The organism is Pseudomonas batumici (assembly GCF_000820515.1).
Classification (GTDB): Bacteria; Pseudomonadota; Gammaproteobacteria; order Pseudomonadales; family Pseudomonadaceae; genus Aquipseudomonas; species Aquipseudomonas batumici.
In genome coordinates this window covers 29,841-51,004 of the sequence record NZ_JXDG01000070.1, presented here as the reverse complement: position 1 = coordinate 51,004, position 21,164 = coordinate 29,841, and the positions used below count along the sequence as shown (strand labels likewise).

General features: G+C 63.4%; 13 protein-coding genes. 2 read left to right on the top strand and 11 right to left on the bottom strand.

What is annotated here, in order from left to right; genetic code table 11:
- Positions 1–28: 28 nt before the first annotated feature.
- The 5 genes from UCMB321_RS27230 to UCMB321_RS27205 all read right to left on the bottom strand — a co-directional run bounded on the left by UCMB321_RS27230 (position 29) and on the right by UCMB321_RS27205 (position 7,942).
- Positions 29–3,484 (bottom strand): autotransporter family protein, encoded by a 3,456-nt coding sequence (locus UCMB321_RS27230; RefSeq protein WP_052451370.1) that lies wholly within the window; start codon positions 3,482–3,484, stop codon positions 29–31.
- 261 nt (positions 3,485–3,745) lie between these two features.
- On the bottom strand, positions 3,746–5,965 hold the full coding sequence (locus tag UCMB321_RS31255; RefSeq protein WP_209437215.1) for an autotransporter outer membrane beta-barrel domain-containing protein: 2,220 nt from the start codon (positions 5,963–5,965) through the stop codon (positions 3,746–3,748).
- Positions 5,966–6,172: 207 nt separating this feature from the next.
- On the bottom strand, positions 6,173–6,844 hold the full coding sequence (locus UCMB321_RS27215; RefSeq protein WP_040071804.1) for a GNAT family N-acetyltransferase: 672 nt from the start codon (positions 6,842–6,844) through the stop codon (positions 6,173–6,175).
- 17 nt (positions 6,845–6,861) lie between these two features.
- Positions 6,862–7,308, bottom strand: a complete 447-nt coding sequence (locus UCMB321_RS27210) for a GNAT family N-acetyltransferase (RefSeq protein ID WP_040071803.1) — start codon at positions 7,306–7,308, stop codon at positions 6,862–6,864.
- Between the two features lie 10 nt (positions 7,309–7,318).
- Positions 7,319–7,942 carry an FMN-binding negative transcriptional regulator gene (locus UCMB321_RS27205; protein WP_040071802.1) on the bottom strand — a complete coding sequence of 208 codons (624 nt, stop codon included), beginning with the start codon at positions 7,940–7,942 and terminating at the stop codon, positions 7,319–7,321.
- A 90-nt stretch (positions 7,943–8,032) separates the two neighbouring features.
- Between UCMB321_RS27205 and pdxR the strand changes: the two genes are divergently transcribed.
- Together pdxR and UCMB321_RS27195 are read left to right on the top strand one after the other, a co-directional pair.
- Positions 8,033–9,583 carry a MocR-like pyridoxine biosynthesis transcription factor PdxR gene (gene pdxR / locus UCMB321_RS27200; RefSeq protein ID WP_040071801.1) on the top strand — a complete coding sequence of 517 codons (1,551 nt, stop codon included), beginning with the start codon at positions 8,033–8,035 and terminating at the stop codon, positions 9,581–9,583.
- Between the two features lie 86 nt (positions 9,584–9,669).
- Positions 9,670–13,020: a dermonecrotic toxin domain-containing protein gene (locus tag UCMB321_RS27195; RefSeq protein ID WP_040071800.1), complete on the top strand. Its 3,351-nt coding sequence runs from the start codon at positions 9,670–9,672 to the stop codon at positions 13,018–13,020.
- 135 nt (positions 13,021–13,155) lie between these two features.
- Here UCMB321_RS27195 and UCMB321_RS27190 read toward each other — a convergent pair whose 3' ends face one another.
- From UCMB321_RS27190 to aspA, 6 genes are all read right to left on the bottom strand, one after another.
- A complete protein-coding gene (locus UCMB321_RS27190) occupies positions 13,156–14,256 on the bottom strand; it encodes a polyamine ABC transporter substrate-binding protein (RefSeq protein ID WP_040071799.1) in 1,101 nt (366 codons plus the stop codon).
- Between the two features lie 12 nt (positions 14,257–14,268).
- Complete coding sequence (locus UCMB321_RS27185) at positions 14,269–15,300, bottom strand: histone deacetylase family protein (protein ID WP_040071798.1); 1,032 nt, start codon at positions 15,298–15,300, stop codon at positions 14,269–14,271.
- Positions 15,301–15,493: 193 nt separating this feature from the next.
- Complete coding sequence (locus UCMB321_RS27180) at positions 15,494–16,486, bottom strand: AraC family transcriptional regulator (RefSeq protein WP_040071797.1); 993 nt, start codon at positions 16,484–16,486, stop codon at positions 15,494–15,496.
- A 210-nt stretch (positions 16,487–16,696) separates the two neighbouring features.
- Positions 16,697–17,701, bottom strand: coding sequence for an asparaginase (locus tag UCMB321_RS27175; protein WP_040071796.1), 1,005 nt, complete (start codon positions 17,699–17,701; stop codon positions 16,697–16,699).
- Between the two features lie 133 nt (positions 17,702–17,834).
- Positions 17,835–19,283, bottom strand: a complete 1,449-nt coding sequence (locus UCMB321_RS27170; RefSeq protein WP_040071795.1) for an alanine/glycine:cation symporter family protein — start codon at positions 19,281–19,283, stop codon at positions 17,835–17,837.
- 394 nt (positions 19,284–19,677) lie between these two features.
- A complete protein-coding gene (gene aspA / locus UCMB321_RS27165) occupies positions 19,678–21,102 on the bottom strand; it encodes an aspartate ammonia-lyase (protein ID WP_040071794.1) in 1,425 nt (474 codons plus the stop codon).
- Positions 21,103–21,164: the final 62 nt, after the last annotated feature.

Genomic DNA, 21,164 nt, shown 5'->3' with positions numbered 1-21,164 from the left:
ACGGACGGGCCGGACAGCCGAAGTCTGGTTAAAAGGTCAGCCTCCAGTGACCCATGACCCCATGATTGCGCTGGTTGCTGCTGACTTCCCCGGTGTAGCCGACGCCGAGGTGCTGGCCGGGCGACAGCTTCAGGTCAAGGCCGGCTTCCAGCAGCAGGCTGTCGCGGTCCAGGGCGGCGCCCTGGACCTTGAAGGGGCGATCGCTCACCGCGAATTTTTGCTGGGTCGTACTGCCAACGTCGCCATACAGGTGTTTCCAGCCGGCACTCAGGTGTGGGGTCAGGCTCATTTTATTGTCGAAGCTGGTGACGCTGCTCGCGCGCAAGCCGAAGGTGCTGTTGAGGTTGCCGTGGGTCTGGCTGCCGACGGCCAGGGCCGCTTCGCCGTCGCGCTCGGTGAAGGCGTCGCGGTGATACCGTTCGTAGCCGAGGCCGGCGAAAGGTTCGACACGCAGGTCGGCACCCCCGAAGCTGTAGCCGACTTCGGCGAACGCTTGTTGGCTGTTGGCGTCGTAATCGCCTTTGAGACGATCACGGTAGCCGTTGAACTCCAGGTTGCGCCCGGTCTTGCCTGAATGGCTGCTGTACACCGCCCCGAGCCGCAGGGCCAGCGGGCCGCTTTGGCGCAAGGCGTAGACACCGGCGTGCCAGCTGTCGAGGTCGCCGGTGAAACGTTGGCCTTTGAAGTCCGATTGCGATTGGCCGCCGAGAACGCCGAGGCGCCATTCGCTGTCGAGCGCCCAGTCGGCACCCAGCATCAGGCCCCGGGTGCTTTGTCGCAACCCATGGTTGCCATGAGTGCTGTCGAATCTGGCGGAGTTGCCCAGGCCTTGAACCCAGAGCCGGTTGTGGCCGCCGTTCATGACCTGAACCTTGCCGCCTTGGTCGGGCTGGCCCTCTGTTTGTCGCATGACCGTGAGCAGGCTGCTGCCGACCTGTCGGGAACCGCTGAGCGTCGCGTTGCGCAACTGGGCGGTGCTGCCGCCGGAAAGCTGGTCGAGCGCCTGTCCCGCCTCGACGGCGCTGATGTAGAGCGCGGCATGGCGCAGTGGTGAGTTCGGGGACGGTTGCTGCATGGGTTCGTCCGACAGCTCGGTATCCTGGCCTTCCTCGGCTATCAGCTCTGGGGTAATGACCGGCGCGGAAACGACCGGTTCTGGCGGCGTAACGGCTGGCACGGAGGCGATTGGCTCGGGCGATGTGGTGGTCGGTACGGAAACGACCGGCTCTGGCAGTGTAATGACCGGCACGGAGACGACTGGCTCTGGCAATGTAATGGTCGGCACGGCAGCGATCGGCTCAGGCGCTCTAACCGGTGTGGGTGCCGGGGCAGGCGAACTCGGACTTATCCAGGGATCCAAGGCTTCCCCCGCGTTGTGACCGTTGCTGGTATTCCCCAGATCCCCCAGATTGACGTCATTGCGTGTGTAGGTGAGGCCCACCTGCGTCGGGCTGTAGTGGGCGGTGGCGGTCAGTAGCGCCAGGTTGGTGCGGATGCTGGCGAACCGGCCTTCCAGCTTGCCGGCTTTAATGACCGTGTGCTCGCGGTTCGATGGGGCGTCGGTCTGTACCTTCAGCAGCAGGGCGCCATCGAGATGGGCGGTGTCACCGACCTCGACAGTGGCGCTGTTGCCGTCGGCGTCGATGCCATAGGCAAGGGTCGCGCCGGGATCCAGGGTCAGATGCTCCTTGATCTTGGCGGCGCCCTGCAGAGGATCGACCTCGAGGGTTCCCGCCACCCGCAGATGTCCGACGCTTCCGCCGCCGCCATAGGTCGCCCCGTCGTTGACCCGTACCGTCCCGAGAATGCTGCCCTGGTTGATCAGATGGGCCTGGGCCAGCACTTCGGCACCCGTGCTGAAGTCGTCCTGGCTGGTGAGTGTCCAGGTGCCCTGTTTGACCAGCAGCCGTTCGAAGTGCCGGCTGTTACCGAAGCTACCGCCCAGGGTGTCATCGAAGATCACCTGATCGTCGTTGGACTTGAGCGGTGTGTCGGGGTCGAAGCCCAGTTGAAATTGTTCCTGGTAATCGTCAGTGGTCCCGCCATCTACCCGACCGATAAAGCGGCTGCCGTTTTTCACGATCAGGGTATCGCTTCCGCCGCCCAGGTTCAGGGCCAGGCCATTGCCGCCGCCGATCAAGCCGTTGTTGCTCAGCGTATCGTCGAACTGGCCGAACAGACTGACGCCAAAACCTTCGACGCCACGGATGGAACCGCGATTTTCCAACTGTAGCGGGTCTGTCCGCTGGTCGGCGAAAAGGCCATTGTGCTGCCCCTCGATAACCCCGCCCTCATGGTTGGTGAGGCGCCCGCCGTTCAGACGCACACCTTCACTGCTATGACGCGGATTGGCGCTGTCACCGCCGGGTGCATGGCCTTGTTCGAAACCATTGGCCCCGCTGCCGGTGATGCGGCCGTAGTTGTCGATCTGGACGCTGCCCCGGACCTGCAGCCCGTCGGCATCGCTGTTCGCGGAGGTCGTGGTGCCCGTCACGGTGCCACGGTTGATCAGAAGCGGAGTGCCTTCGATGCGCAGGCCCGTGCCGTCCTGTGCGAGCACCTGCGCATGGGGGAAAACTTCGAGTCCCGCACTGAAAGCGTCTTGTCCGGTCAGGGACCAGGTCCCTTTCCGCACCTCAAGTCGTTCGAAGTTGCGGCTCTGGCCAACGTCAAAGTGGCCGCCTTCGGGGCTGTCGAGGCGAATCACGTCATCACCTGTGTTGCCGTCGACGATACCCTCGAAGCGGCTGTTCCTCTGCACGATCAGGATGTCGTTACCGCCGCCGAGGTCGAGGGCATGACCGTTGCCGCCATGGATCAGCCCGTTGTTGGTCACCCGGTCGGCCTGCTCGCCGATAAAGCGCACGCCAAAGCCCTTTTGGCCGCGAATGGTGCCGTGGTTTTCCAGGAAGGTGGGGCGTTGCGACGGATCATTGTTGCCGTCACTCGCCTGGATACCATGATCCGCGCCGCTGATGGTGCCTTTGGCGCCTTGGAAGATCGTGCCGCCGCCTAGGGCGATACCTTCGCTGGTATAGGCGCCGCCGTATTGATCAACCCCCCGGCTGCCTTTGCCGACAATCTCGCCGACGTTGTAAATCTCCGCATCTGCGCTGATCCGTATGCCATCGCCGTCGGCATCCAGGGTGCTTGCATCACCCGTGAGTCTGGCTGAGTTGGTGACCTTGCCGTTGCCCTCGGAATGGAATCCCGCACCGTTGAGCCCGTTCACCTGGCCGCGGTTCGTCAGCTCTCCCTCGTGTCGGGTGCTGACGCCGTGACGTCCGCCCGAGAGGGTGCCAACATTGAGCAGGGGGATATCGGAGCGCCCCAGGTCTATGCCGTCATGACGTTCGCTGCTGATTTTCCCGTCGTTGGTGATGTGTCCCGTGACGTGCCCTCTGACCTTGATGCCACTTCCAGTAGTCGCATGAATTTCGCCGTCACGTTGATTGGTGTAGTCGATTGACGGATCGTTCAGCAAGACCGTATGGCCTTTCTCGGCGTGCAGGCTGCTAACGTTCCCCTGTTGTTGAGGGGCTGGGGGAGTGTCGCTGGCTTGTGTGTCGCGCAGGACGACAGTTGTGAGTGCCAGCGTGACCGCGAGTGCTAGGCGATGAGGTGTAGGGGGCATGGTTTTCCGGCCTCGGATTGATTCGAGACCGGAAATGTATCTATGTATTTAATCGATAAATGTCGGCCTTTTTACCTCCAACAGGCGGGATAAGTCCTTAGGTTCAAGGGATTAAAAACTCATCTTCCACTGCCCCATGACGCCATGGGTCCGGCTGCTATTGCCCACTTCACCGTTGTAGGCCACGCCGATGGAATGCCTGGCCGACAGGTTCAGATCCAGCCCGGCTTCGACCACCAGGCTGTCGCGGTCCTGGGTGATCCCCTTGGTGTTGAAGATGTCGCCGGTGACCTGATTGGACTGGGTGCTGGTGCTCTCGACCGAACCGTACAGGTGTTTCCAGCCCGCGCTCAGGCGCGGGGCCAGGCTCATCTTGTTGTCCATGTACTTGATGCTGGCGGTGCGTAGGCCCAGGGTGGTGCTGAAGTTGCTCTGGGTCTGGGCGTCGGCCTTCAGGGCGGCCTCACCGCCTTTTTCCGTATAACCCTGGCGCGAGTAGCGCTGGTAGCCGAGGCTGGCAAAAGGCTCGGCGCTCAGGCTGCCGCTGCCCAGGTTGTAGCCGAGCTCGGCGAAGGCCTGCTGGCTGTTGGCGCTGTGGTTGCCGGTGAGACGGTCCTTGTAACCGCTGAACTCCACGTTGCGTTCGGTCTTGCCATAATGCTGGCTGTGGATCGCGCCAAGGCGCAGGGCCACCGGCCCGCTCTGGTGCAGGGCGTAGGTGCCGACATGCCAGCTGTCCAGGCCGGCTTCGAAGCGGTTTCCCTTATGCTTCGATTGCGATTTACCGCCCAGCAAGCCCATGCGCCATTCATTATCCAGGGCCCAGTCGACGCCCATCACCAGGCCTCGGGTGTTCTGTTCGAAGGCCTTCTGTCCCGCCGGTTGATCGAAGGCGCTGGCGTTGTTCAGGGCCTGTACCCACAGGCGACTTTCATTGGGCTTGATCTCCGAGCGTCCCGACAGCGACACCTGGCCGGGCGCGCCGTTCTGCCCGGCGAGCAGGCGCTGCGTGGGGTCGTTGCCGAGCTGGCGCATGGCCGCGAGGGCGCTGTTGCCCACTTGGCTGGCACCACTGAGGGTGGCGGCACCCAGGCTGGCGTTGCCCGCGCCGGAAAGCTGCGCTCGGGCGTCTCTTTTTGCACTTGGGCCCAGGTTTTTCAAGGCCGTGAGCAGCGGGGAGGGTTTTGGGATTGGCTGGCCGACATTACCGCCCTGGCCGCCCTTTGGGTCATCTGCCTGAATCTGTTTTGGGTCTTTATTTTGAAACGATGCGATCTTGTCGTCCTGTTTCTTGTCGTTTTCCTCAAGTTTGGCGATTCTCTCCAGCGTCTCGGGGTCTAGTTCGCCTTTGGGACCGGTAGCCCCTGTGGCGCCAGTATCGCCCTTGTCTCCCTTGTCCCCTTTTTTACCCGTTGCGCCGGTGTCACCTTTGTCACCCTTTTGGCCGGTAGCCCCGGTCGCGCCAGTGTCCCCCTTGTCGCCTTTGTCGCCTTTTTGACCCGGAGCGCCAGTTGCGCCTGTTTCGCCGGTATCGCCTTTGTCGCCCTTTTGGCCGGTGTTGCCGGTAGCCCCAGTCGCGCCGGTATCCCCCTTATCGCCCTTGTCGCCTTTTTGACCCGTGTTGCCAGTCGCGCCCGTCGCACCTGTGGCACCGGCGTCGCCCTTATCACCTTTATCGCCCTTGTCGCCTTTTTGGCCTGTGGCGCCGGTCTTGCCGGTCGCACCTGTGGCTCCCGTGGCACCGGTGTCCCCCTTGTCGCCTTTGTCGCCTTTTTGACCCGGAGCGCCGGTCGCGCCTGTTTCGCCGGTATCGCCTTTGTCGCCCTTTTGGCCTGTGTTGCCGGTCGCCCCGGTCGCGCCGGTGTCCCCCTTATCGCCCTTGTCGCCTTTTTGACCCGTGTTGCCAGTCGCGCCCGTCGCACCTGTGGCACCGGCGTCGCCCTTATCACCTTTATCACCTTTATCACCCTTGTCGCCTTTTTGGCCGCCCCCACTGTTCGTTCCAATAGGTCGACTGGGTCCTGGCATCCATTGATAAGCCGGTGCCTGTTGATCGGCAATAACGTTGGGCTCCAGAGGTGGTTGGGGGGACTCGTATACCCAAATAGCAGAACCATCGGGCTGGATGTATGCCTGGTAGACGCCCATTTGATCATCGTTACGTTTGACCCAAACAAGGCCGTCAACGGCGGGCCATGTGTCGACTACCGTAAAGGTACCTGGCTTTAGAATTTGTGGCTGTTGTGAGTCCTGAGCCAGCACTTGTTGAGCGATCAGGCTGTTCATCGCCAATGTCAGTGCGACAGCAAGGTGGGTCTTCTTGGGGGACATTCCATTTCATCCTCAGAATAAATCGAGGCGGAAATGTATCTATCCATGTAATCGATAAATGTCGGGCTTTTCACCCATCTTTTGCGAGATATGTCGCCGGTTTGGCGACGATTAGAGGCGTCTTTGTGACTGTGTGGTCTTACGGTGGCCGAGGCGTCAGCCACCGTATTTCAGGTCGAGGGGTGCTGTGCTTTCAGGCTGTCCGGGTTAACCCCGGCATTCGACCAGGGATTTGATTTGCCCTGCCGCACTCAGGTTCTCTTCCGACAACCAGCGCTCGAACCCGGCATTCACCGCCGGCCATTCCGAGTCGAGGATGCTGTACCACGCCGTGTCGCGGTTCCTGCCCTTGACCACCATGTGCTGGCGGAACACCCCCTCGAAACTGAAGCCCAAACGTTCAGCCGCCGTACGCGAGCGGGCGTTGTCGTTGTTGCACTTCCATTCCAGGCGCCGGTAACCCATGGCGAAGGCTTCCTTGGCCAGCAGGTAGACCGCCTCGGTGCTCTTGGGTGAGCGCTGCATCGGCGCGCCGAAGGTGACGTGGCCGATCTCGATACGGCCCTGGGCCGGGACGATCGACATCAGGCTGAGGATGCCCTGGACTTCACCGCTGGCCTTGTCGACCACGCTGAAGAAATACGGATCGCTATTGGCCGCGTGGTTGCTCAGCCAGTCGTTGAAGGCACTGCGCTCCAGGAACGGACCGTAAGGCAGGTAGTCCCAGAGCTTGGGATCGGCGCCGGGGCCCGTCAGGGCCCGCCAGAGGTCGTCGCCATGACGGGCCGGATCGAGCTTTTCCAGGACGATGAAACGCCCCTCAAGGCGTTGAGCCGAAGGCGCCGGCGCGCCTTTCCAGTTTGCTAGGGATGTCGACATGACGCTTTCCTCAACGCTTACAACGCTTGGCGAAATTGAATGAAACCCGGGCGCTCGGCAATCCGTTCGTATAGCTGGATGGCCGTGGCGTTGGTCTCGTGGGTCAGCCAGTGGACTCTATTGCAACCGGCCTGGGCCGCCGTGGCATAGACGTGCTCGATCAGCAGCCGTCCGACACCTGTCCCGCGCAGGCCGGGCGTCACGAACAGGTCCTGCAGGTAGCAGCTGTTCTGAATGCTCCAGTTCGACCGATGGTAGATGAAATGCACCACGCCCACCGCCTTGCCGTCCTGCCAGGCGAGGGCGGCGTTGGTGGGTTCGGCCGGGTCGAGAAAGCGCTGCCAGGTCGACTGGTAGATGCTGTCAGGCAGCTCGGTGTCGTAGAACTTCAGGTAGGCCTGCCACAGCGGGCGCCAAACGGCCTGGTCGGCAGCGGTAACCGGGCGGATTTCGATGGAACTCATAGGTAACTCCTTAGCGCATCAGTTGGGCGAGGGCTTGATCCTGGCTGTCGGCGCTGGCCGCCAGCCCTTGTTGCACGCCGGCGATGTCGGCGGCGCTGCGGTTCTGGCTGAGCTTGCGCTTGCCTTCCAGGCGCTGGATCGGCAGGGCAAAGCCGACGATGGCCTTGAGCATGCTGTCGATGTAGGGCGCGGGGGCGTCGTCGACCCTCCAGGGCTTGGCCCGGCCCGCCTCGTGCCGGTCGGTCAGGGCGCTGACCAGGTGGCGCAGGCGATGGGCATCGTCGAACACCTCGGCCTGGCCGTAGGCATGCACGGCCACGTAGTTCCAGGTCGGCACGACCTTGCCGTGCTCGGCCTTGCTGGCATAGAAGGATGGGCTGACATAGGCATCGGCTCCCGGGAAGATCACCAGGACTTCGCCGCCCTCGGCCAGTTCCTGCCACTGCGGATTGGCCCGGGCCAGATGGCCGTAGAGCGTACCGTTGGGACCTTGCTCGGGGCTGAACAACAGAGGTACGTGGATGGCTTGCAGGCCGAGCTTGCCATGGGTGACCAGCGTCGCCAGGCGGGTGTCCTGGATATGTTGCTGCAGGGTGGGCAGGTCTTGTTCGGAAAAGGCACTGGGTGTGTACATGGAAATTTTCCTTGGCGAATGGCTGCATCCTAGGCAGGCTATTGGTTGGTTGTAAGAGCCATTGCCAGCGATTTTCATAGGTCCAATGCCATGCCCCATCCATCGTTGCCCCTGCCGTTCGATCCTGCCGGGATCCATCTGGATCCGGCCAAGGGACTCAGTCGCCAGCTTTACCAGGCCCTGCGTCTGCGGGTGCTGGACGGACGCCTGGCCAGTGGCAGCCGTCTGCCGGCCAGTCGCGACCTGGCCAGCGCCCTGGCGATTTCCCGCAATAGCGTGGTGCGGGCCTATGACCAGCTTTACGCCGAGGGCTTTATCGAGGGCCGGATCGGTGACGGCACCTATGTTGCGCAACTGCCGGAAAAAGCCCTGCCGATCAAAAAGTTGTCCACAAAAGTATCCACAGGGTTTTCAACAAGCTTACCCACAGGGTTATCCACAAAATCGAGCGAAACCGCTGGGGTTACATCCAGTGAAGTTATCCACAATCTGGCCTTGGGGCGGATCGAGAACAACCCGCTGCACAAGCCGCCGAGCGGTCCGCCACGGGCTTTTCGGGTGGGGGTGCCGGCGTTCGATCTGTTCCCCTTTGACGTTTGGGCCAAGCTGCAGGCGGCTTTCTGGCGCAAACCGGACTTGCAGCAACTGTGTTACGGCGATTCGGCGGGGGACGAGCGCTTGCGCGGCCTGATCGCGGCTTACTTGCGCAGCTCCCGGGGGCTGTCCTGCACGGCTGAACAAATTGTGATCACCAGTGGCGCACAGCAGGGCATCAGCCTTTGTGCACAGTTGCTGGTGGACCCGGGCGATGGCGTGGCGGTGGAGAACCCCGGGTACCGGGCGGCCCGCCTGGCGTTCGCGGTGGCGGGGGCCAGGCTGCATGGCGTGGCGGTGGACAATGAGGGGCTGGACTGCACCGCACTGGCGCAATTGCCGGACTGTCGGTTGGCCTATGTGACCCCGTCCCATCAATACCCCAGCGGCGTGATCATGAGCCTGGCGCGGCGCCTGGAACTGCTGGCCTGGGCCGAGCGCACCGGCGGCTGGATCGTCGAGGACGACTACGACGGCGAGTACCGTTACAGCGGCGCGCCGCTGGCCCCCTTGGCAGCGCTGGATCGGCAGGGCCGGGTGCTGTATGTCGGCACCTTCGGCAAGATCGCCTTTCCGGCGTTGCGCCTGGGTTATCTGGTGCTGCCGCCGACCTTGGTCGAGGCCTTTTCCCAGCGCCGTGCCCTGGATATGCGCCACTCGGAAGTCAGTACCCAGGCGGTGATGGCCGAGTTCATGGCCGCCGGGCATTTCCAGCGGCATATCCGGCGTATGCGCCGGGCCGCGCTGAGTCGGCGCAATGCCTTGTTGGCCCATTGGCCGGCGGATATCCCGGGCTGTGGCAGTCTGCCGGTGGTTGCCGCGGGCCTGCACCTGACGGTGCCCGTGGCGAACCTGGCGCGGGAGCGGGAGTTGATCGCCCTGGCAGAGCGCGTCGGGGTCGAAATCAGTCCCTTGAGTAGCTACTGGATCACCCAACCCGAGCCCCCGGAAGACCAGCGCGCCGGCTTGGTCCTGGGGTTTGCCGCGGTGCCGGAGGCGGATATCGAGTCGGCGCTGACGCGCCTGCGTACGGTCTGGAAGCGGTAGTCGCGGAGGGTATTAGCCGGTTACCGCAGGCCATCGTGCGGTCGATGTTTATTTATTCCCGGAACCCGAAACCAGGATGAATAGACATGACGTCCCCCCTTGCTGGCGCGACCTTGAGCGAAAGCGAACAGGCTGAGAGGGTCTACACCCTCAGTGATTATTTCGCCTCACGACCGACCCTGGAAAGCGTGGCCCCCAGCCTTGTTCGCGACATGCTGGAAGAGCAATACCCATCGCTGGGCGAGCAGCTTACCCATGCCGCGCTCATCGAGCCGGAACCGCGCAAGGATGAGGTGGAGTACCGGGTCCTGACCCTGGCGCACCTGTTGATCGAGCGCTTCCTGGGCGAAGAAAAACTGACTCATCCGGCCGGCAGCTACCTGACGCTCTACCCGGGCGCGGAGCATCCGCAGAAGCTGTCCTTGAGTGTTGCGGCGGTCGATGCGCTGCTGAGCGAGTGGGCTCCGTTGTTGCTGGAGGCGTACAAACAGGGCCTGGTCGACTTCTGGAGCTTGCCGTTGGCGCAGGATGTCGTGCCCTGGCAGCGACTTTCCGAGTTTTTCGCGGCGCAATTGCGCCTGGCGTGTGCGGCGTTGTCGGGCGATGAATTGGCCACCGTGGAGGCGGTGCTCGACTATCCCGACCTGCGGGCGCGCCGGGCCAGGTTCGGCAGTGATTGCGCGCAGGCCTATATCCCCATCATCGATACCCGCGTCAAGGATCCCGAGCCCTTGCATGTGCAGGCACTGGTCATGAGCCGCTGGGTCGGCGCGCGCCAGATCGTCTTGCTTTACACACTGTTCGGAGGGATCGAGGCGTTCGATTCCACGCGAGCGCTTGAAGATTCCCTGGGGGTGACATTGAGCGGCCAGGACTCGGAGTTCAGGTGCTATTCGCCGGATCATCACATCTTCGACGCCCTGACCGTGACCCTGCTGGAACGACAGTTGGAGGCCATTGACGCGATCAGGCCGAGTGACTATCGCACCCCGGCGGCCCTCGAGCAGCACCTGCATGAGCTGACCGGTCTGCAGGTCTTGTTCGGTGCCTTTCGTTCCGGCCACGAGGCGAAACTGGGTCGCCTGCGTGACTTGCTTCCCGAGCGGTTGTGCACTGCGTCGCCGTCAGATCGCACGCGCTATGGTCGTTACGTGGCGGCGCTCGCGGCGGTGCATCGGCAGCACACCGGCAAGGCGTTTCTCGATGGCATTCCGGATATCCGTACCTTTGCCGGCCAGTCGTTGCAGGCAAGTTTGCAGGCGAAATATCCACAGGCAGAGAGCGTGTCGGTCAGCGACATCAGCGTGACCTTGGCGCGTATCGCGAACAGTCCAGCGGAAATGGTCGACAGCGCTTTTGACGCTCGCTATGAGTCACAGACCCAGGATTATGTCGCCATGGCGCTGAAGAACCTTGAGGCCTTTCCTCTTGGTGCATCGGCGCAGGTTCGTTACAAAGGCCGGACGCCGCCGTCCTGGATGACCTATGACGCGCTGCGCACGGCGGTGAGCGACACGGATATCGGCAGGACCTACCCTGAGTTGCTCGGGCAGAAGTTGCAGCAGGACCTGGTCGAGCGGGCCCGGCAAGAGGGGCTGTTTACCGACTACCTGCGTGTCCTGCTGCCGATGCGGGCGCTGGAGCAGCGGCTCGACCGGCAACTGACAGAGCTCGCCCGGCGTTATGTCGAGGCGGCGGTGACGCAGGATGGCGGTGTTCAAACGGTCCCGGGACAGCCTATCGTGGTCAGGCCGCTGGCCTTCCTGGCGCACCCGAATGCCACGGCGGACCGGGTGCGCAACATGTTTGTGATCGGCCCGCAGGCGACGGACCAGGGCCCGCAGGTGTTGTGCCGCCCCGGCGCCAGGGAGCTCCTGCTTGAGTTTCCATCATGGGCCGGCTTGTTGACGGCCATCCAGCAGGAGGGGCCCTTGCAGCAATCGGTCCTCGATGGCCTGGAAAGCGCAAGGCGTTCCACCTATGACCAGGGCGGATTCAAGGAGCCGCACCTGATCAGGGTGACCGACTCCGCTTGGAACATCCCGGACACCCCTGAGCCGGCTGCGCTGGATAGCACGCTGCTGTCCGGGTCGTTTTGCGCGGCGCTGTTCGCCGCCGGCGTCGAGGCGCTGATCGCGCAGGCCGAGGCGGACTCCGTGTCCAATGCCGAAGATCGCTGGAACCGCTTCGTCGATCTGGGCTGGGCGTTGTTCGGCCTGTTGCAGCCCCTGTTGCCCGGCCCTCTGGCGAATTTCGGCTGGCTCGTGCAATTGCTCTCCAGCCTCAAGACCTTTGCCGATCCGCAGGCGTCCCACCCCTGGGCGGCGTTCGCCGACGTCTTGCTGAACCTGGCGGTCGTGCTGGTGTATCACCGCCAGTCGCTGATTGGCAACGCCGGGGCTGTACGCTCCAGGCCGATCATCAGCAACGCCGTGATCCAGGAGCCTGTCGCCAGTGCGGCGAGCCAGTTGGTCTTTGCCTGGACCCGTCCGGGACGTCACTTCACCGCCTCGGAACTGGTCCGACTCGAGAGGTTCAAGCTGTCGCTGTCCGAGGCGCCCGGCACCTTGCTGGCATCGGGGGAGTGGCAAGGCCTGTATCAGCGTGGCGACCTGCTCTATGCCCAGGTCGACGACGCCTGGTTTCGGGTGGCGCGCAAGCTCGATGGGGTGGTGATCATCGACAACAGCCACCCGGCGCTGCAGGGCCCCTGGTTGAAAAACGACGGCGCGGGGCGCTGGCAGTTGGATCGTGGCCTGCGCCTGCTGGGTGGTGCGGGGGAGTTGAGTGTGCGCGCCGCGAAGAAGCTGAAGTCGCTGGAGAAGAAGGCCCGTGATCTGTTGGCCAGCTTGCCTGGGCTGCTGGCGGACGCCGAACGAAGTGCGAACAGCGTACAGGCCCCGCGTGACATCGAGGACATACTGGTGATGAAGGCGCAGCCTTTTGAAGAGGCCATGAGGGAGTTGCGGGACTTGACCCGAGGGCTCGCACAGCAACCCCGGTATCTGATTTCCGAGCTGGAGCGGGCAGCAAACACCTTGGCCGACAAGGGCCTGAGTCTGCGGATCGGCTTGACCAAGAAAGGCTTGCCGAGCGTTGCCGCGGTTGAGTTCCTGAAGGAGCAAGAGCAGATCACGATCCGCAAGCTGGGTGAGCGTCGGGATATTTCCCATGGCAAGGGCACCGACTTTCTTGAGGAGTACGGCATTCGCGACAGGCAGGGCGAGCTGTTGTGGTTCGCGCACTTCCATTACCCGACGGCGACCACGTCAGCAACCAACTTTTCCAAAGCTCACCTCAAGACCCGCGCGCAACGTTATCTGGGGCTCAGCTTTCAGATCGCCCAGGCGACTGCGGGCGGGAAAGTCGCGCCCATCTGGCGCGGGCCGATCAATGCCAGGGCGGCGCAGGCGTTGTTCCTGTCGTCGAGTGGCTGAAGGCTGTTCCTGTCCCCTGTAGGAGCGAGCTTGCTCGCGATGGTAGCCGGGACACCGCGGGGTATCAGGCTTCCCGCGTTATCGTTGACGTCCATCGCGAGCAAGCTCGCTCCTACAGGGAGGCGGTGGCAACACTCAGGTCCCGGACTTGATCTTGGTCCAGGCCCGCGTGCGTGCCCGTTCGGCTTTCTGGTCCAGCGGCTGCAAGGTGTAGAGCGTCTTCATCGCCGCTTCGGTCGGGTACAGGTTAGGGTTGTTGCGGATCGCCGGATCGACCTTTTCGGTGGCGTCCTTGTTCGGGTTCGGATAGCCGACGAAGTCGCTGATCGGCGCGATCACCTGGGGTTGCAGCAGGTAGTTGATAAAGGTGTAGGCGTCCTGGGTGTCCTTCGCCCCCTTGGGGATCGCCAGCATGTCGAACCAGATCGGCGCGCCTTCCTTGGGCAGGCGCATGTCCACCACCACGCCGTTCTTGGCTTCCTTGGCGCGGTTGGCGGCCTGGGAGAAGCTGCCGGAATAACCGACGGCCACGCAGATGTCACCGTTGGCGATGTCTGCCATGTACTTGGACGAGTGGAAATAGGTGATGTACGGACGAACCTTCAGCAGCAACGCCTCGGCTTTTTCATAATCCTTCGGGTTGTTGCTGTTGGGGTTCAGGCCCAGGTGCTGCAAGGCCAGCGGCAGGATCTCCGACGGCGAATCGAGCAGGGCGACGCCGCACTGCTTGAGCTTGCTGATGTTCTCTTCCTTGAAGATCAGGTCCCAGCTGTCCACCGGTGCCTGGTCACCCAGCACCGCCTTGACCTTGTCCGGGTTGAAACCGATCAGGATGGTGCCGTACATGTAGGGCACGGCGAACTGGTTGCCCGGGTCGTTGGCCTCGAGCAGCTTCATCAGCTTGGGATCGAGGTGGTTCCAGTTCGGCAGCTTGCTGCGGTCCAGCGGCTGGAACACGCCGGCTTCGATCTGCTTGGCGAGGAACACGTTGGACGGCACCACCGTGTCATAGCCGGAGTTGCCGGTGAGCAGCTTGGCTTCCAGGGCCTCGTTGGTGTCGAAGATGTCGTAGACCAGCTTGACCTGGGTGTTCTGGGCCTTGAAGTCGTCGAGGGCCTTGGGGGTGATGTAGTCGAACCAGTTGTAGACCCGCAGGGTGCGTTCCTCGGCGTGGGCGCCGCCGCTGAGCACGGCGGCGCACAGGGCCGGGGCAATCAGACGCTTGAGCTTGTTCATTCTTCTAGTTCCTCATTGAGCGTATTGGAAACCTTCGAGTACGTTCACGGCATTGATGCCGATTTCTTCCACCGCGTAGCCGCCTTCCATCACGAACAGCGTCGGCTTGCCCAGGCGGGCGATACGTTCGCCCATGCGCAGGTAGTCCGGGCTGTCGAGCTTGAACCGGGAAATCGGATCGTCCTTGAAGGTGTCCACGCCCAGGGAGATCACCAGCACGTCGGGCGCGTAGCGTTCGATCTCGCCGCAGGCCTGTTCCAGCGCCGCGCTCCATTGCTCCCAGGCACTGCCGGCGGCCAGCGGATAGTTGAAGTTGAAGCCTTCGCCGGCGCCTTCGCCGAGCTCGTCGGCATAGCCGAGGAAGAACGGGAACTCGGCTTCCGGGTGGCCGTGGATCGAGGTGAACAGCACATCGCTGCGCCCGTAGAAAATCGATTGGGTACCGTTGCCGTGGTGGTAGTCGACGTCGAGGATCGCGACCTTTTCATGGCCCTGGTCGAGGAACGCCTGGGCGGCGATGGCAGCGTTGTTCAGGTAGCAGTAACCGCCCATCAGGTCGCTGGCGGCGTGGTGTCCCGGCGGTCGGCAGAGGGCGAAGGCGCCGCGCGCGCCGCGCTGGATCTCGGCCTGGGCGGTGAGGGCGACCTGGGCCGCGCTGTAGGCCGCCTGCCAGGTGCCGGCGGTGATCGGCGCGCCGCCGTCGAAGCTGTAGTAGCCGAGTTCACCGTGCAGGCTCTTCGGGATCACTTGGCGCAGGGTGCGGGCCGGCCAGGTGAAGGGCAGCAGGTCGCCGTCACGGCCTTGTTCGGCCCAGCGGTCCCAGGCGCCCTTGAAGAAGTCCAGGTAGGCCTCGTCGTGAACGCGGCGGATCGGCTCCAGGCCGAAGTCCTCGGGCTTGCGCACCGGGCCCAGGCTCTGCTGTTGCACGCGGGCCAGCACGTGGTCGGCGCGCGAAGGCATTTCGAAGCAGGGCATCAACTGCCCGTCGATCAGCTCGCAGCGGCCGTGGTGCAGGTGGTGATCGTCTGAGTAGACCGTCAGCATTTATTGTTCTCCGATAGCGTGGACGTGGCTTCATTCTTGATGCCTGGCGTCTTTGGGAGAATGACGGGAGCGGCCAAAAGGGGATCGATATGGCCAAAAGATGTGTCCTGATTTCGCCCCTGGGCAGCACATGACGGCGTTCTTTGGGGGCGCAACAGGGGGGCGGGGGCTGTGTTGGCGTGGGTTTTTCGATTCAGGGACGGAACTGGCTCGGGCTGACCCCGCTCCAGCGCACGAAGGCATGACGGAAGCTGGCGGTTTCGCTGAAGCCCAGCTCATCGGCGATGCGGTGAATCGGTAGCTGGGCTTCCCCGAGCAGTTGTTTGGCGCGCTCGAAGCGCAACTCGTCGAGGAGTTCCTGATAGCTGCAGCCCAGGTCGTTGAGGTGTCGGCGCAAGGTGCGGGCTGAACATTTCATCTGTTCGGCCAGGCCCTCCAGGCCCGGCGCGGTGTGCAGTTGCGCGGCGAGCAAGTGGCGGATACGCCCGAGCCAGGCCTGGCGGCCGGTGAACTCCAGGTTGTGCTTGCGACAACGCTCGGCCATGGCCTGGTGGGTAATGGCGTCGGCCAGGGGCAAGGGTTGCTCCAGCCAGCGTGGGTCGAAGGCGAACGCGTTGCTGCTGGCCGAGAATTGCAGCGGGCAGTCGAAGCTGTCGCTGTAGTTGGCCTGATAGTCCGGCGCTTCGTGCTCGAAACGAGCCGCCAGCAGGGGCAGCGGGTGTCCCAGCAGGTCGTCGCAGATGACTTTCAGCGAGACCAGGCACAGCTCGGTGTTGAACACCGCCAACTGCGGGTTTTCCCGATAATCCGCGGCGGTGAACCAGATACGTTCGCCATCGGTTTCCAGGCTCAGTTCGAAGAGTGTTCCCAATAGCGCCGGATAGCGCAGGGCCAGGCGCAAGGCGTCACCGAAGGTGGCACTGGTGAGCAGGGCGTAGCCGAGTATGCCGTAGGCTGAGACATGCATGCGTCGGCCCAACTCCAGGCCGATTTCCCGGCGCAGGGCCACGGCATTGGCGCACACCTGCATCTCCTGGTTGGTGGTGATGCGGGTGTCGGCGCGGCTCAGGTCGGCGGCGCTGATGCCGCTGCCGGCCAGCAGTGCATCGCTGGCAACGCCCTTGTCGCGGAAGGTGTTGAGCACCAGGGAGACGGCGTTGAGGGTGGTGAGGTGGGAGTGGAGCATGCTCGGTTCCGGCTTTTGGCGTGGCAGGAATCGAGCAAGTTGTGTGCCGCTCACCCGATCGGCTGCTCCGCATAACCCTGTGGGAGCCGGCTTGCCGGCGATGAGGCCCGTAAGCCTTGCATCGATCTTGCGGACGCGATCGCCAGCAAGCCGGCTCCTACAGGGACTGCGTTCGGCGCAGTCTTTATGTGGCTCTTGCCGTCAGGATATTCAGCTCAACTCGCCACACAGATCCAGCTCGACCAGCCGCCGCACCTCAGCCAGCTCCAGACCGGCGCCCAGCAACGCATGCAGCTTGCCGAACACCGCCTCACGGGTCATGCCGCCGCCGGACAGCACGCCGACACCGCGCAAACGGCTACCGGCTTCGTACACATCCAGCTCGACACCGCCTTCATGGCACTGGGTGACCGCGACCACCACGATCCCCAGCTTCTCTGCCCGCTGGAGGCTGGCGAGGAACGCCGGGTTATCGCTTGGCCCGGTGCCGCTGCCGAAGCACTCCAGCACCAGCGCCTGGATACCGCTGTCGATCATGCCATCCAGCTGCGCGGCGGCGATGCCCGGGACCAGCGGCAATACGCCGACCGTCGTCAGTTGCCGGGCCTGGCAGTAGTTCAGCTGCGCCGGCAAGGCTTGCGCCTTTGCCACGCCGCCCGTGCGATTGAGGGCAGCAAACGGATGCCGCCCAAAGCTGCGAATCTTCGCGCAACGGGTGGGCGAAAGCATCTCGCCGTGGAAGTGCAGATGCACCCCTGGCGCCAGGCCCTGGCCCAACGCGACCAGCGCGCCACAGACATTCTCCCAGGCATCGCTGTCCGGCACGCCCGCCGGCAGCATCGAACCGGTAAACACCACCGGAGCCGGCAGCCCGAGCAACTGGAAGCTCATCGCCGCCGCGCTGTAGGCCAGGGTATCGGTGCCATGCAAAACCAGCACGCTGTCGCACTGTTGCACGTCCACCGCCTCGACCACCGCATCGCGCAGGCGCAGCCAGTACTCGGGGGTCATGTTGGCGCTGTCGATCAGCGGTGCCATTTCACGAAAACACCAGTCCGGCACACTCAGGCCGGGCTGCCCGGTGAGCTGTTCGCGCATCCGCGCTTCGAAACCGGAAGCCGGGGCCAGGCCGCTGGCACTGGCCTGCATGCCGATGGTGCCGCCGGTGTAGAGCACCATGACGCGCTGTGCGGCAGGATAAGAGACGGAAGTCATTGAGGGTTCTCCTGGACGAATGCACCTTGCGCCGCAGCATGCCTGCATGCGCAAGGTGTGTCACGTCGGGTGGCAGGACGCCACCCGGTAAGGTCTGTCGCGTCGGGCGGCAGGGCGCCGCCCGCGGGAGCGATCAGCGTTGCGTGGCAGGCGCGCCTTGGGCTGCGCCTTGCTCGCGTGGAGCAGGCTGGCTCGAGGTGGTCGGCCAGGCTTGCAGGTCCAGGTCCAGGTCGGCGAACTTGCTGGAGTCGAACACGGGCTGGCCGACGCCGGCTTTGCGTTGTGCGTCGTAGTCGCGCATCACGCGCAGGCCGACCTTGAACAGCAGGGCCAGGGCGAGCAGGTTGACGAAGGCCAGGCAGGTCATGGTGATGTCGGCGAAGGCGAACACGGTCGACAGGTTCTGCGTCGAACCCCATACGATCAGTGCCAGTACCAGGCCGCGGTACACCATCAGCACGACGCGGTTACGGCTCAGGAACTGCAGGCTGTTCTCGCCCAGGTAGTAGTTGTAGAGGATGCAGGTGAAGACGAACAGCGACAGGGCGACGCTGACGAACAGACGCCCCCAGTCACCGACCACCGCGGCCAGGGAGTTCTGGGTCAGGACGATGCCATCACCTTCGAAGCCCGGGGTGTAGAAGCCCGACAGCAGGATCAGCAGCGCGGTGCAGGTACAGATGACGAAGGTGTCGAGGAACACGCTGAACGCCTGGACCACGCCCTGGGCGCCCGGGTGCTTCACGGCGGCCACGGCGGCGACGTTCGGTGCGCTGCCCAGACCGGCTTCGTTGGCGAACACGCCACGCTTCACGCCCATGATGATGGCGCTGCCGAGCAGGCCGCCGAACGCAGGGTCAAGGCCGAAGGCGCTCTTGAAGATGGTTTCCAGCATGGCCGGAACGTGCTCGATCTGGCTGCCGATCACGTACAGGGTGACGCCGATGTAGGCCAGGGTCTTGACCGGGACCAGCAGGTCGGAGACCGAGGCGATGCGCTTGATGCCGCCGAGGAAGACGATCGCCAGCAGTACGGCCAGGGCGATGCCGGTGTGTTCCGGGGCGAAGCCGAAGGCATTCTGCAGGGAGTGGGTGACGGTGTACGACTGCAGGCCGTTGAAGGCGAAGCCGTAGGTGACCAGCAGCAGGATCGAGAACACCACCGCCATGCCTTTGAGCTTCAGGCCGTGCTGGATGTAGTAGGCCGGGCCGCCGCGGTACAGGCCGTCGCCATCGGCGCGCTTGTAGACCTGGGCCAGGGTGCATTCGAAGAAGCTGCTGGACATGCCCACCAGTGCGGTGACCCACATCCAGAACACGGCGCCTGGGCCGCCGAGGGTCACGGCGATGCCGACACCGGCGATGTTACCGGCGCCGACGCGGCCGGCGAGGCTCAGCATCAGGGCCTGGAACGAGCTCAGTTGGCCGGCCTGGCCGCGCAGGGATTCTTTGAAGACCGTGAACATGTGGCTGAAATGGCGGAACTGGACGAACCGCGAGCGGATCGTGAAGTAGCTACCGAGCCCGACAATGAGCGCAATCAGTACTTTCCCTGAGAGGAAGTCGTTGATGACTTCGAGCATGGAGTGGTTCCTCGCTGTTTTGATGCAAAGGCGGCTCGTTTGAGATATCGCGTTACACCCGGTCTTGCAGGGCAGTGTGGGCTGGCGATACGTCGTCCCGAGCTTTCGCGGGTTGTTTTTAGTGTTGTTTCGCGTGTTTCAGTGCCGCTGTACCGCGGATCGCTTACGCGAAGAGGGGCGGCACTATACCGATGAGCACGACAGTCGTCTGTACTGGTTTGTAGGACGGACGACAAAGCGCTGGTATTTCTTGTGAATGCAGGGGCGAGGTTGGGCCTTTTTCCCACTTTCCAGTTGTAAAAAAAGGGCCTGAAGAGTGACCTTCAAGCCCTCAAAAGGTGAGAGGTGTCTAGTCCCTCGACCTGGTGAGCGTGTTGCAGTCCGGCATTGAAGGTCAGGCCTTCAGTGGAACCAGACGCGGAGCAATCATGTTTTCCGGGCGCAGGATGTCGGCGAGCATGGCGTCGTCGAGCAAGCCTTCTTCGCGCACCAGTTCCAGTACGCCACGGCCACTTTCCAGGGCGATGCGGGCGATACGGGTGGCGTTTTCATAGCCGATGTAGGGGTTCAGGGCGGTGACCAGGCCGATGGAGTGCTCCACCAGCTCGCGGCAGCGCGCTTCGTTGGCGGTGATGCCGACGATGCAGTGTTCGCGCAGCATGTCCATGGCGCGTTGCAGCAGGCGGATCGAGTCGAAGATCTTGAAGGCGATCAGCGGCTCCATCACGTTCAATTGCAGTTGGCCGCCTTCGGCCGCGATGGTCAGGGCCAGGTCGTTGCCGATGATCTGGAATGCCACCTGGTTGACCGCTTCCGGGATTACCGGGTTGACCTTGCCGGGCATGATCGAGCTGCCGGGCTGACGAGCCGGCAGGTTGATTTCGTTGATGCCGGTACGCGGGCCGCTGGACAGCAGGCGCAGGTCGTTGCAGATCTTCGACAGCTTGACCGCGGTGCGCTTGAGCATGCCGGAGAACAGGACGAAGGCGCCCATGTCGGAGGTGGCTTCGATCAGGTCGGCGGCGGGTACCAGCGGCTGGCCGCTGATGGTTGCCAGGCGGTCGACCGCCAGGTGCTGGTAGCGCGGGTCGGCGTTGATACCGGTGCCGATGGCGGTACCGCCCAGGTTGACTTCGGTCAGGACTTCCGGAGCCAGGGTCTTCAGGCGGGCCAGGTCTTCGCTCAGGGTGGTGGCGAAGGCGTGGAATTCCTGGCCGAGGGTCATCGGCACGGCGTCTTGCAGCTGGGTACGGCCCATTTTCAGGACGTGGCTGAACTCTTGGCCCTTGGCGGCGAAGGCCTGGATCAGGCTGTCGAGGCTGGCGAGCAGGGCGTCGTGGCCCAGCAGCAGACCCAGGCGGATGGCCGTCGGGTACGCGTCGTTGGTCGACTGCGCCATGTTCACGTCGTTGTTGGGGTGCAGGTACTGGTATTCGCCCTTGCTGTGGCCCATGGCCTCCAGCGCGATGTTGGCGATGACTTCGTTGGCATTCATGTTGGTCGAAGTGCCAGCGCCGCCTTGAATCATGTCCACCACGAACTGTTCGTGGAAGTCGCCACGGATCAGTCGGGCACAGGCTTCGCTGATGGCCGCGTGCTTGGCTTCGGTCAGGTGACCCAGCTCGCGGTTGGCGTCAGCGGCGGCCTGTTTGACCATGGCCAGGGCCACGACCAGTTTCGGGTAGTGCGAGATCGGGACGCCGGAGAGACGGAAGTTGTTCACCGCTCGCAGGGTCTGGATGCCGTAATACGCGTCGCCGGGTACGTCGAGTACGCCAAGCAGGTCTTTTTCTGTGCGGAAAGATGCAGCGGAGGACATGATAGAAATCATCTCGATAGGAACCCGGTCGGTGCCGGAACGTTGGCAATGCTAGGCTTGGG